Annotated in this window: 7 protein-coding genes; 3 read left to right on the top strand and 4 right to left on the bottom strand. The window is 57.7% G+C overall.

The genetic code is table 11. From position 1 onward, the window contains the following. Window positions 1-3 precede the first annotated feature (3 nt). From AUC43_RS05485 to AUC43_RS20325, 3 genes are all read right to left on the bottom strand, one after another. Complete coding sequence (locus AUC43_RS05485) at window positions 4-1536, bottom strand: RagB/SusD family nutrient uptake outer membrane protein (protein WP_068190838.1); 1533 nt, start codon at window positions 1534-1536, stop codon at window positions 4-6. A 39-nt stretch (window positions 1537-1575) separates the two neighbouring features. Then, window positions 1576-4749 carry a SusC/RagA family TonB-linked outer membrane protein gene (locus AUC43_RS05480; RefSeq protein WP_199243500.1) on the bottom strand — a complete coding sequence of 1058 codons (3174 nt, stop codon included), beginning with the start codon at window positions 4747-4749 and terminating at the stop codon, window positions 1576-1578. Between the two features lie 607 nt (window positions 4750-5356). Beyond that, on the bottom strand, window positions 5357-7636 hold the full coding sequence (locus tag AUC43_RS20325) for an Ig-like domain-containing protein (protein ID WP_157780941.1): 2280 nt from the start codon (window positions 7634-7636) through the stop codon (window positions 5357-5359). Between the two features lie 318 nt (window positions 7637-7954). Here AUC43_RS20325 and AUC43_RS05470 point away from each other — a divergent pair, with 318 nt between their 5' ends. Then, window positions 7955-9376, top strand: coding sequence for an amidohydrolase family protein (locus tag AUC43_RS05470; protein WP_068190833.1), 1422 nt, complete (start codon window positions 7955-7957; stop codon window positions 9374-9376). A 470-nt stretch (window positions 9377-9846) separates the two neighbouring features. After that, window positions 9847-10200, top strand: a complete 354-nt coding sequence (locus AUC43_RS05465) for an ASCH/PUA domain-containing protein (protein ID WP_157780940.1) — start codon at window positions 9847-9849, stop codon at window positions 10198-10200. Window positions 10201-10422: 222 nt separating this feature from the next. On the opposite strand, the gene AUC43_RS05460 is transcribed toward AUC43_RS05465, so the two are convergent. Further along, window positions 10423-11550, bottom strand: coding sequence for an alpha/beta fold hydrolase (locus AUC43_RS05460; protein WP_082684924.1), 1128 nt, complete (start codon window positions 11548-11550; stop codon window positions 10423-10425). A 184-nt stretch (window positions 11551-11734) separates the two neighbouring features. Between AUC43_RS05460 and AUC43_RS05455 the strand changes: the two genes are divergently transcribed. Next, window positions 11735-12904 (top strand): Gfo/Idh/MocA family protein, encoded by a 1170-nt coding sequence (locus AUC43_RS05455; protein ID WP_068190827.1) that lies wholly within the window; start codon window positions 11735-11737, stop codon window positions 12902-12904. Window positions 12905-13085: the final 181 nt, after the last annotated feature.

The raw sequence follows: 13085 nt of genomic DNA, 5'->3' as shown, positions 1-13085 counted from the left end.
CACTTAATACCCCGGGTTTTGCTTGATGCCCGGGTCGATGTCGATATCGCGCTGGGGAATGGGCAGCAGCTTCGAGATGCCCAGGCGGAAGTTAGCAAAGTCGGAGTCGCGGGTTTTCAGCTCGTCGATGCCGGCTTGGTTGTCCATCAGGCCCCAGCGCAGAATGTCGAACCAGCGCGTGCCTTCGCCGGCCAGTTCCTTGGCCCGCTCGCTGCGGATGAGCAGGCGTAGCGCGTTCTGCGTGTAGGTGCCCGTTAGGGGCGCCAGGTTCACGGAAGGGCGCTGGCGTACCTGATTGATGAGCGGCACGGCGGCGCTCATCTGGTTGAGTTCCGTCAGGGCTTCGGCCTGCATCAGGAGCACGTCGGCGTAGCGAATCACGCGGTGGTTGATGCCGGAAGTGAAGTTCTCGTTGGTGCGGGTCCGGTCATTGAGGTACTTGCGCCAGTACTGCTGGTTGGGGTTCCAGTTCCACTGGGCAAAGGTTTTGCCGTAGAACTTGTCGGGGTTGCCGGCGTGGATTATGCTGATGTCGCGGCGCGGGTCAATCAGGTGCTTTTTGGTGCTGTTGGGCGCAAAGTTCACGGTCGAGTCCTTGTACTCGTCCAGCAGCCAGCGGCGGGGCTGCACGTCGGCAAACGTGGGGCCGGGAGGGCCGAAAAAGTTGGGACGGTCGTGGCTTTCCGACGACGACGCGTTGTCCTGCCCCTGGCCTACTTCCAGCACCGCGCCGGTAAACTGCACCTCAAACACCGATTCCTGGTTGTTCTCGTTGGCATCGGTGAAGTTGTCGAGGTAGTTGTTCACCAACGAGTACTGCTTCGAGTCGATAATGCTGGTGAAGAGCGCAGAGGCCTCGGCCCACTTGCGCTGCTGCATGTACACCTTGGCCAGCAAGGCCTGGGCTGACCCTTTGGTGGCGCGGCCCTTCTCGGCGTCGGGGTACGACAACGGCAGGTCGGGGATGGCCGACTGCAGGTCCGCGATGATTTGCGCTTCGGTCTCGGCCGGCGTGGCCTGCTTCACGCGGGTGGTCACGATGGGCTCCTCCACTATCAGCGGCACGTTGCCGAACAGGTACACCAGGTCGAAGTACGACAGGGCCCGCACGAACTTGGCTTCGGCTATCAGGCGCTTTTTCAGGGTGCCGTCCATCGAAATCTCGGGCACGTGTGTTACCACCTGGTTGGTCCGGAAAATGGTCCGATAGTAGTCGTTCCAGGCGAAAGACGAGATGAAGAAGTTGTTGTCCGGCGTCACAAAGCGCGTGAAGTTGGCCAGCTCCACGAAGGGGCTCTGGCTGTAGGACTCGTCGGAGCGGTGCACCATGAAGTGCCAGCTGCGGTAGTAGCAGGCAAACTGCTGCAGGCCGGAGTAGCAGGCGTACACCCCTTTCACGGCGTCGTCCTGGGTTTTCCAGAATTGAGCCGTGGAGGGCGCGTTGGGGTTGGTTTTGTCCAGCAAATCTTTTTCGCAGCCCGTGGTCAGCAACAAGCTGCCGGCTAGCAACAAAGCGGGAATTTTAGGGAATTTCATGGGGAGGCGATGAATAAGAATGGGCTAAGCACCAGGTGCTTAGAAGTTGACTTGCAGGCCCCCGATGAAGCTGCGCACATTGGGGTAAGCGCTGTTATCGACACCACGGCTGTAGAAGCCCGTGCCCGTAATTTCCGGGTCGAAGCCCGTGTACTTCGTGAAGGTCACCACGTTGCGGCCCGTCACGTACACCCGCACACTGCCCAGGCTGGGCATGAAGCTCGTCATGGTCTGGGGGAAGGTGTAGCCGAGCTGCACGTTTTTCAGGCGCAGGTAGCTGCCATCTTCCAGCCACCGCGTCGAGTTGAACCGGGCATTGGAAGCGGCCGCGGCAATTAGGTCGGGCGTGGCGCCGCCGCCCTGCAGCAGGCGAGGCGTGGTGGTCGAGGGGTTGCTCGGCGACCAGGGGGTTACGTCGGCGTTGTAGTTGTTGGGGCCGTTGTAGCTCTCCAACGCCACGCGCGCCGTGTTGTAAATCTTATTGCCGGTGGCCGACTGCAGAAACAGCGACAAGTCGAAGCCCTTGTAAGCGGCGTTCAGGTTCAGGCCCAGCTGCAGCTTCGGAATGGCGCTGCCCGAGTACACCCGGTCGGCGTTGTCAATCTTGCCGTCGCCGTTCACGTCGGTGTAGCGCACGTCGCCCGCCGAAGCGTAGGGCTGGATAACGGTGCCCGCCGCGTTCTTGTAGGCCAGTACTTCCTCTTTCGACTGGAAAATGCCGGCGAAGGGAATCAGGTAAAACTCGCCCAGGCCAGTGCCCAGCTCCGAACGGGTCACGCCCTCGCCGCCTTCAAAGGCCTGCCCCTTCACGGGCAGCGCCGTAATCTTGTTTTTGATGGTGGTCAGCGTGAAGTCGGCGCCGTAGGTAAAGTCCTTCTTGCCGGCGTGGTAGCCCAACGCCAGTTCGAAGCCCCGGTTTTCGATGTTGCCGGCGTTCTGGTACAGCACGTCGCCAAAGTGGCCCAGGTACGTGGGCACCTGCACTGGCGCCAGGGCCTTGCGGGTCTCGGCGATGTAGTAGTCGGCCGACAAGGTGAGGCGGTTGTCAAGGACACTCAGGTCCAGGCCGCCATTTTTGGTAAACCGCTCCTCCCACTGCAGGTCGGGGCTGCTCAGGGCCAGCTGCGTTGAGCCGTTCACAATGGTTTGGCCCGTGCCAATCACGTAGTTCACGTTCTGGCCGATGATGGGCGTGGTGAGGTAGTTGCCGCCGTAGCGACCGGCCAGGCCGTCGTTGCCATTGCCGCCGTAGCTCACGCGCAGCTTCAGGTTGTTGACCTGAGGCAGGGCCGACTTGAAGAAGTCTTCTTCGCTGATGCGCCAGCCCAACGAGGCGGCCCCGAAGTTCGCCCACCGGTTTTGCGGCGCAAATTTAGAAGAGCCGTCGCGGCGGAAGCTGCCCGAAATCAGGTAGCGGTTTTTGTAGTCGTAGGTAGCCTGGCTGAAGAAGGAGCGTTTGGCATTCTCGGTGGTAGAGCCGCCGATTACGCCCTTCGTTGAGCCGGCATCCAGCTCAAAGTAGTACTGGGGCAGGCTGGTGAAGCCCTGCGTGCCGGCCTGCACGTTGTGCTGCCGGTAGCGCTGCTCCGAGTAGCCGCCCAGCACGTTTACGTGGTGGTCGCCGAAGTTCTTGGTGAAATTCAGCGTGTTTTCGGCCAGCAGGAACACGTCGTAGCCCAGGAACTCGTTCAGCGACGACGTGTTGATGCGGGTGTTCTGGCGCAGGATGCCCGACTTTTGCGCATCGGCGTTGCTGTACATGTGCCCGTCGATGGCCGCGTTGAGCCGGTAGCTCAGGAAGTCGAAGATAGACACGTCCAGGCTGGCGTTGCCCGCCAGCCGGTTATCGGCCTGGGTGCGCCGCAGCAGCTCCTGTGCCCCAATGGGGTTGGTGGCAAAGGTGTTGAGTATCGGCGAGCCGGTACCAAAACCGCCCTCATTGGCCGGGTCGTGCACCGGAATGGTCGGGATGATGGTCAGCACATCGATGAACGGGCCGCCGTTGAGCAGCGTCACGTCGAGGTGGGTGAGCTGCGCGTTTTGCTGAAACTTGAACCGGCCGCGGGTCAGGCCCGAGTTGAGGCGTAGGCTAAAGCGCTGAAAGTCCGGGCCCTTCACAATGCCCTCCTGGTGAAAGTACTCGCCGGAAATCAGGAAGTTGCTGGCGCTCTTTTCGCCAACGTTGCCGCCCGAAAACGCCACGTTGTAGTCCTCAAGCGTGCCCGTCTGGAAGAACTCTTTCTGCCAGTCGGTGTCAATGTTGGGGTTAAAGGCGCCGCCCGGTCCTTTTACGGCCCCGGCGAGGCCGTTCTGGCCGTTGTTCAAGGGGTTGAGCCCGGCGTTGCTGTAGGCAATCACCGCGCGGTCGGCCCACTGGCTGGCGTTGGTCAGGTTGTAGCGCTTGTACACCTGGTCGAAGCCGCGGTAGCCGTTGAAGCTAACCGAAGGGCGGCCCGCCTTGCCTTTCTTCGTGGTAATAAGTATCACCCCGTTGGCGCCGCTCGAGCCGTACACCGCGGTGGAGGAAGCGTCCTTCAGCACCGTGAGCGACTCAATATCGTTGGTGTTCAAATCCCGGATGTTGAACGTCCATAGCCCGTCAATCACGTACAGCGGCGAACTGCCGGCCGCGCCCAGCGTGCCAATTCCCCGAATGGTGACCACTGGGGCAGCCCCCGGTCCGCCCGAGCCCTGCACCTGCACGCCGGGCAAACGGCCCTGCAGGGCTTGCGTAACGGTGGGCACGGGCGCCTTGGTGGCTTCTTTCACGTCGAGGCTGCTCACGGCGCTGCTCACATTTTGGCGGTTCTGGGTCAGGTACCCCACTACCACTACTTCCGACAAGCCCTGGGCGTCTACCGCTAGTTTTGCGTCGATGCTGGTGCGGCCGCCCACGGCCACTTCTTGTGAGGCATAGCCCACGAAAGAGAACACCAACGTGGCCCCGGCGGGCGCCACAATGCTGTAGCGGCCGTCGGCGTCGGTTTGCGTGGCCGTACTGGTGCCTTTCACCAGCACCGTAACGCCGGGAATGCCCGCGCCGCTCTCATCGGTAATCCGCCCGGTAACGGGGGCATCGTCGGCATGCAGCAAGGCGGCCGACCGGCTTTCGGGTGCCAGGGAAGTTGCCTGGCCAACCACAGGCAGCAGTAGCAAGCCTCCGAGCAAGGCTGGTACTGCTAACCCATTTAACTTGGGTACTGACTTTTTCATAAAAACTTGGTGGGAATTGGTGAGAACAAACACAATCGATTGTGTAATGAGATGCCAAAACTGGCGGTATCATTAGACGGAAGAGAGGAGTCCGGGAAGCACGAGCTAAAGGTTAATGCTGAGCTAAAGCATACCAAAAAGGCTGTCTAGAGTTAAAATAAGAGCTTTTCGTTCTTATTGCCGTTGCCCATCGTTGGGGCAATGGTTCAGTCCAAACTGCCATAAGGCTGACAATGTTAATGCAAATTGGTGGAATTATCAATTTATCGATTGTTTTTTTTCACAACACTTAAGTTTTTCTTACTAATCGCGAGAATGGCAAAGTTTCGCGAGCGATGAGATAAATACGCCCATCGGCCAGGCCCGAAATTGCGGCCACCTACGGGCCGTTGCGGGCCATGTACCCGTTGCCCAGCTAGCCGCTCGCTTGCCATTAGCTGGCCCCGCTAACTGCCGGTTAAGATAAGCATGCCCAGGTAGCGCTTCACAGGCGGCACGGCTCCGGTGGTACCAGTTGCCAGACACTGGCAGCAATGCCAACAAAAAACCCAGGACCAATGAAGGCCCTGGGTTTTTTATTGACCACGGGTTGTCGAGACAAGGAATGCTACTGGCGGCTAATCCGCACTGCTTGCTGCTGAGTGCCTTGACGAATGGTCAGGTAATACATTCCGCGGGTCAAGGAAGCGGCATCCGACAATTTGATTTCCTGCACACCTTCGGCGGTTGAAACCGTCTGAGTGAGGACGGTCTGACCAAGTACGTTGCGCACGGTAAGCGTTACCGCATCGGTGCCCAACGAGTAGTACTGCACTGTTACGGTCTTATCGAAAGGGTTCGGGAATACTTCTGCCTTGATAGCACGAGCCGTTGCAGAAGACTGTAAAGCGCGGACCGGCGAGTAGTTGGTTTCCCCCGTTGCGTCTACCTGACGCAGGCGATAGTACACCGTGCCGGCAGATTGGGCGAGGCGAGTATCGACGAACTGGTAGTTGGTGCGGGCACTGGTAGTACCTGCGCCAGCGCGTTGGCCTACCGACTCAAAGCTTTCCCCATCGAAGCTGCGCTCAATTTCGAAGTAGGCACTGTTTTTCTCGGAAGCAGTAGCCCAAGTGAGAACGGCCACTTTGTCGCTTTTTACTGCTTCAAAGCTGATTAGCTCAACTGGCAGGGGACGCAGCACCGTAACCGTAGATTGAGCTGTGTTGCATCCGCCGGTCGCAGTAGTGCCCGTTACCGTGTAAGTAGTGGTGTAAGCAGGTGTTACTGTGATGCTAGCCGCAGTTGATGCTATTGGAGTATCAGTAGAAGTGCCAGTAGCAGAATTCTTAACACTAGCCATCCATGAATACAAACCGTTGGTGCTTCCGCTAGCGGTCAACGTAGTAGAGCCTCCAAAATCTATCGTTTGTTGCGAGGGCGTAACTGCTACACCAGTTCCCACAGATACTGGAACGTCAAGGGGTGCAGCGCTGGTGCATGGCGTTGTGATAAATACCCGATATGTAGTGCTTTGGGTAGGCGACACGTCGAAGCTCGAAGCAGTTGAAATAATGGTTCCAAGGTCAGTTGTCTTATACCACTGATATGTCGCACCCGTGATGTTAGAGGTAGCTGTCAACGTAGTGGAGCCACCCGAACAAATAGCTGCCGGACTTGCCGTTGCGGTGTTCGATACAGCCGTGGACTGCACAACAGTTACCACTCTTTGGTCAGTAGCAGTGCCGCAGTTGGGTGTAGTTGCGGTTACGGTGTAGGTGGTAGTGGCCGTTGGGCTCACCGTTATCGCTGCGGTCGTGTTTGGAAGAGCAGTCGTTGTACCACCGGTAGTGGAAGTCCAAGAATAAGTCGCAGCGGGGTTATTAGAGCTTGCAGTCAGCGTAGTTGAGTTCCCCGAGCATGCGGTAACCGCACTGGGAGCAATAGCTACAGTAGGAGTGCCTACCGTTACCGTTACCTCTTTGGTGATAGTGGAGCAATCCGTAGTAGTTGCCACAACCTGATAAGTAGTGGTAGCTGTAGGATTAACTGATACGCTATTGCTTGAAGAAATAGGTGTTGAGGCCCCTTTTACAAACCATTGATATGTGGCACTGGCGCCGCTATAGCTGGCCGTGAGAGTGGTAGATTGGCCCGAGCAAATAACAGGCGCACTGGGCGACACAGTCACTTCTTTTACCGGTACTGTAATCTGCTGGGAACTAGTTCCGCAGCTAGTAGTTGCAGTGACCGTGTAAGTAGTGGTAGTAGTCGGAAATACAACTAAGCTGCTAGGTTTAGCAGGATCTGTGGATGTGCTAGTAGTATACTTAGTGGTCACCCCAGGAGCAGACCAGGTATACTTACCATCTGTAGCTCCTGAAGCGGTTAGCGTTACCCCATTTATATCGTTTGCACAAATACCAGTCCCAACTGAGGTAAGGTTAGATGTGAGTGTAAGCGCCGGATTGAGGGTCAAATAAACGTAATCGATTTTGTTACAGTTGCCGGTTGGGTAGTTCTTTGAGTCTGCTTTAAGCCGATAAATAGTGCTGGTGGTAAGCTCAACACTTAAGCTAAGTTTATTACCTGCCACCAAATTAGCACTTATAATGTTTTGCAATACATCATCAGAGTGGTCTGCAAGCACGCCTTTCGTAATGACTTTAGACCAAGTTATAATGGCATTCGAAGATGAATATCCGTCAAATGTATACATCGCTCCTGCAACGGGGCAAATCGAAGCAGTATAGCCACTTTGGCCATTGTTTGTGGACGTACCCGCTACAAAGGTGCCATTATTGTAATAATCAAGCGTAATCTGATTAGAGCACTGTCCAAACCCGTAAAAGGGTGTTAAAAGCAAGAGCAAACCTAAGCAACTCAAAAGACTGTGTAGTTTTTTCACGTTAGCAAGTATTTAAGTAGTGACAGAACAAATCATTCCAAAGTGGTGCAAACATACAACTCAACAGTAAATCATATTACACTTTCTGCTTATATAATTTGTCAAAATGGATTTTGTGTATGATTAAATTATGTTTTTATTTCAATATTAAAAAAAATTCAATTATCATGTGATGCATATCGTCTTTTTGAATCCACCACCATCGGGGAACAAGGGTTTAATTTACTTTGCTCAATTAAATTGAAATCTACCCCAACCGTTTCCCAAAGTTGAGGAGGCTGTATATTAGCATTTTAACAATTCATACAAGTCATTCATATGGCTATCCGATTCCTACTGTCAGCGGTCCTCCTGCTTTGCGCAGCCATTTACAGCAAAGCCCAACAGTTTACGCCGCAGGTGCAGGAGTATATCAAGGTGAATGCCCCGACGGTGGCCCTCACCGATGCCAAGGTGATAGACGGCACCGGCAAGCCAGCCCAACTTCACCAGACCGTGCTGCTGCAGAAGGGCCGCATTGTACAGGTGGGACCAATGAAGAAAGTGAAGGTGCCCGCCGATGCGCAGGTTATCAACTGCGCGGGCAAGACGTTAATTCCGGGCCTGGTGATGCTGCACGAGCACCTGTATTACACCATGCCAGTGGGCGGATACTTCAACATTGCCCAGATGCCGTACTCCTTCCCGCGGCTATACCTGGCCGGCGGCGCCACCACCATCCGTACGGCCGGTAGCATCGAGCCGCAAACCGACCTGGCCATCAAGCGCATGATAGGCGAAGGCAAGCTCATCGGGCCCGACATGGACGTGACCGCGCCCTATATGGAAGAGCCCAGCATGGACATTCCGGCCCTGAACACCATACACGGCCCCGAAGAAGCGGCGGCAGCCACTAAGTTCTGGGCCGACAAAGGCTGCACCTCCTTCAAAATGTACATGCACGCCACCCGCGCCGACCTCGCGGCCGTGGTGCGGGAAGCCCACCAGCGCCACCTCAAGGTGACCGGGCACCTCTGCTCCATCACGTACCGGGAAGCCGCCGAGATTGGCATCGACAACCTGGAGCACGGCTTCATGGCCAGCTCCGATTTCGTACCCAACAAAGCCCCCGATGTGTGCGACAATGCCACGCGCCAGTCGCTGCTACGGCTGCCCCAGAACAGCCCCGAGATGAAAAGCCTCATCAGCTTCTTGGTGAGCAAGAAAGTGGCGCTTACCTCTACCCTGCCGGTGTTCGAGCCTTACACCAACCGCGAAGTGGTGCTGGGCGGCGGGCTCGACGCCCTCGTTCCGCAGCTGCAGGAGCGCGAAACGGCCACCTGGAAGCAAAACCAACTCAAGGACACCGCCAGCGTGCGGCTGTTTAAGAAGGAGATGGCCTGGGAAAAGCAGTTTTACGACGCCGGCGGCCTGCTGGTGGCCGGCACCGACCCCACGGGCGCGGGCCGCACCATTGCCGGCTACTCCAATCGCCGGCAAATTGAGCTGTTGGTGGAAGCAGGTTTCACGCCCGTGCAGGCCATCAAAATCAGCACGCTCAACGGCGCTGTTTACCTGGGCCGGGAGCGGGAGATTGGCACCATCGAAGCGGGCAAGCAGGCCGACTTAATCCTTATCAACGGCGACCCAGAGAAGGACATCAAGCAGGTGCGCCAGATGGAAATCGTGTTCAAAAACGGCGTGGGTTTCGACTCGGCAAAGCTTTTTGAGTCGATGAAAGCGAAGGTGGGCTTGAATTAAGCGGCGCCCTCTCGGCGGGCGTGTTTCCACGATTTCGGAATGAGTAGCTGCCCGTCCGCCCAATGGCTGGTACAAGGAAAGAATGTGCCCCAGAGCCTGAAAAAACGGCCGCAGCTGCCCCCGTTTCCATTTTTTTATTCGCGGGTGATACGAGCCGGAGCCGGGTGTCAAGCCAGAATGCAAACGCTTGCAGCCAGCTCAATTTGCTGCAAGGTTGGCTGCGCAATCGTTTTAGATGAGTATAGAAACGATTGAAGCTCATCCGTCTGGCCAAAACACACCGCGGCCTTTTCCCAGTGAACCATCCTGATTTGCTTGCTGTTAAACGCCCTTGAGCTATTTTATTTTCCTATCTTTTCGCTATCTTAAGAACATACTTGTGTAACCACCTAAGCCCATGCCGCCACGTTAAGCCAGCACAGTGAGCGCCTTAACGAGCGGTGAGCTTTATCCTAATTATGCCCCTTGCCATGAACACCAATATTGTATTCCCCGAGCAGTTCGTTCCCCAGTTTCAGATTTCGAACCCTGCCCAGCGCCAGACGCACGACCTGAAAATCTGGCCCTCGTGCTTTGCCGCCGTTAAGGCCGGCAACAAGCCCTTCGATGTGCGCGAAAACGACCGCAACTTCCAGGTAGGCGACATGCTGCTGCTCCACGAAGTGGAGCCGGAAAACGAGCACGACACCGGCCAAACCATTACCCGCTGGGTCAGCTACGTGCTGCAGGGCGGCGCCTTCGGCATTCAGCCCAACTGGTGTGTGCTGGGCTTCAGCGACCTCCCGCCCATCCCCACAGGCATTACCGATATCCGGCTTTGGTGAACCCGGCCCGCATCTGAGTAGGGTAAAACCAGTCGCTGCTCAGTCTAAGAACGTGTTTGGGAATTTAACAGAACGTCATGCTGAGCTTGTCGAAGCATCTCTACCGCTTCGTTGAACGGCCCAACCGAAGCGGTAGAGATGCTTCGACAAGCTCAGCATGACGTTCGGAAAGTGATTTTATCAAAATCCAAACATGCTCTAAAAGCCAGAGGTTCGAAATAACTACCGGCCCTTCGCGGCTAGGAAGCTGCGGATGTTGTCGTTCAGAAACTTCGCATCGGCGGGGTTGGGCGCGGCGCCCGCGGTGTGGCCCCACAACGACGGAATCGGCTTCAGCACCACCCCGGGGATGAAGGCGGCTTCGTAGCGTGCATCGGTGAGCGGGAAATACAAATCCGTTTCCGAAGGCATGTACAGAATGGGCACCTGGATGGAGCGCAGGGCCTTTTCTACGTTGCCGCCAAAGGCGGGCGTGGCGCCCACGTCGTGCCGCTCCCAGGTGCGCATCTGCAGAATCAGGTCGTTGGCATCGGCGCCGGGAATGAAGTTGGTGCGGTACTCGTGCAGCACTTGCTCAAACGTGGTGCCGGGCTTGGCGCCGGCGCGCCAGAGCTCGCGCCGCCACCATTCCTGCGAGTACAGCCAGCCGGTCCAGACCATGGCAAAGGCCTCCAGGCCTTTGGTGGGCGGAGCTGTGTAGTCGCCGTTGTTGAAGGCGGCATCGGCGGTGAGGGCGGCAATTTGCCCTTCGAGGCGCACCACGCCGTGGGGATAGGTTTTGGCGGTGCCCGAAGTGGCCACCAGTCGGTCGGCGAAGCGGGGGTAGCTCACGGCCCACTGAAACGCCTGCTGGGCGCCCATCGAGAAACCAATGATGGCCTTGAGGTGGGTGATTTTCAGGCCCTGGCCCAGCAGCTGGTGCACGGCCTCCACGTTGTCGCGAATGGTCATGACCGGGAAGCGAGGGCCGTGGTAGGGCTCGGGCGTGTTGCTGGGCGACGACGACTTGCCGTTGCCAAACAGCTCGGTGGCCACCAAAAACACCTTGGCGGTATCGAGCGCCTTGCCCGGGCCAATGAGCCACTCGTAGCCGTGGTGGTTGGCCATGTAGTGCGAAGGCAGCAGAATGGCGTTGTCGCGGGCGGCGTTGAGGTGGCCGTAGGTGCCGTACACCACGCGGGCCTGCGGCAAGGTCACGCCGCTTTCGGTCCGGAAATTATTGATAACAAAGACGTGGTGCTGGGCACGGTCCGGGCGCTTGGTAGCGGGCGCATCCTGAGCGGGCACGCGACTGCTGACTCCGGCAATAAGAGCCGCAGCCAGTGTGAAATGTCGTAAAAATGAGAGCATGGCGAGGAGTGAAAAGGGCGCTTGGTACGGTGGCAAACTTAACCGGTGAGGCTACTATAAGCCAACACTGAAAACGTTGGGAGTCGGCGCGCTAAGCCGCACAAAACCATTAGTCCCAGTTAGCTCAACCATAACCCGTGGTTGCCCCAGGCGGTACGCTTGTTTATCGCCAACGGCCTGCCTTATGAAAGCTTCAGCTGACCACCTGCCTTCCCGCCGCCATTTTATGCGCCTGCTCTCGCTGGGCGCGGGCGCCACCATCGCCGGCTCGGCATCCCTGGCCAAGCCCCTGCGCACGCTGGCCGAGGGCCTTACGGCCGACCGCAAGCTGGGCGTGGCGCTGGTGGGGCTGGGCAAGTACAGCACCGACGAACTGGCCCCGGCCCTGCAGCAAACCAAGCTGTGCCGGCTGGCGGGCATCGTGACTGGCTCGCCGGCCAAAGCAGCGCGGTGGAAGCAGCAGTACAATATCGCGGATAAGAACATCTACGATTACAAGACCTTCGACCGGATAGCCGACAACCCCGACATCGACATTGTGTACGTGGTGCTGCCCAACGCCCTGCACGCCGAGTACGTGGTGCGGGCGGCGCAGGCCGGCAAGCACGTCATCTGCGAGAAGCCTATGGCCACGTCGGTGGCCGATGCCGCCCGAATGATTGCAGCCATGCAAAAGGCGGGCAAGAAACTGGGCATCGGCTACCGGCTGCACTTCGAGCCCCACCACCGCGAAATGATGCGCCTGGGCCAGCAGCAGGTGTTTGGTCCGGTGCAGCACCTGCTGGCCGACAACGGCTTTCGCTTTAACAACGACACGCCCTGGCGCGTGAACAAGGCCCTGAGTGGCGGCGGCCCGCTCATGGACATGGGCATCTACTGCCTGCAGGGCTGCATTTACACCAAGGGGCAGGTGCCGGTATCGGTCACGGCGAAGTTCACCCCGAAAACCGACCCCATGCTGTTCAAGGAAGTGGAAGCCGGCGTGAACTGGCAGTTGCAATTTGCCGATGGCGCTACCGCCGACTGCCGCACCACCTACGCCGAAAACATGGCCAGCCGCCTGCGCGCCGAAGCCCCCAAGGGTTGGGCTGAGCTGGCCCCAGCGTTCGGCTACGGGGGCCTGCAGGGCCGCACCAGCCAAGGCCCCATGAACATCCCCAACGTCAACCAGCAAGCCGCCCAGATGGACGACTTTGCCGATTGCGTGCTCCACAACAAGCCCACCCGCGTGCCTGGCGAAATGGGCCTGCGCGACGTGCAGCTGCTCGAAGCCATCTACCGCGCCGCTGAGACTGGCCAGAAGGTTTCAACCAAAGACGTGGCGTCGGTACTGGATAAAGTGGGCAAGAAGTAATCATTTGGCCATCATGCTATTCGCCAGTCATGCAGAGCGTAGCGAAGTATCTCGCGGGGGAACCTCGCCCCCGGCCCCTCTCCAAAAGAGAGGGGAGCCACGGCACAAGCATTTAGCTCAATTCCTGAAAACCAAAAGCCCCAGCTCAAGATTGAGCTGGGGCTTTTTCATTGGAGTAGCG

This window comes from Hymenobacter sedentarius, assembly GCF_001507645.1.
GTDB lineage: Bacteria > Bacteroidota > Bacteroidia > Cytophagales > Hymenobacteraceae > Hymenobacter > Hymenobacter sedentarius.
The sequence above is the reverse complement of the archived record's forward strand: the minus strand, read 5'-3'. Positions and strand labels throughout refer to the sequence as shown.

Coding starts and splice junctions, on each gene's coding strand:
- AUC43_RS05460 (WP_082684924.1), bottom strand. CDS start 11,550: ATGCTCTCATTTTTACGACATTTCACACTGGCTGCGGCTCTTATTGCC.
- AUC43_RS05485 (WP_068190838.1), bottom strand. CDS start 1,536: ATGAAATTCCCTAAAATTCCCGCTTTGTTGCTAGCCGGCAGCTTGTTG.
- AUC43_RS05480 (WP_199243500.1), bottom strand. CDS start 4,749: ATGAAAAAGTCAGTACCCAAGTTAAATGGGTTAGCAGTACCAGCCTTG.
- AUC43_RS05455 (WP_068190827.1), top strand. CDS start 11,735: ATGAAAGCTTCAGCTGACCACCTGCCTTCCCGCCGCCATTTTATGCGC.
- AUC43_RS05470 (WP_068190833.1), top strand. CDS start 7,955: ATGGCTATCCGATTCCTACTGTCAGCGGTCCTCCTGCTTTGCGCAGCC.
- AUC43_RS05465 (WP_157780940.1), top strand. CDS start 9,847: ATGAACACCAATATTGTATTCCCCGAGCAGTTCGTTCCCCAGTTTCAG.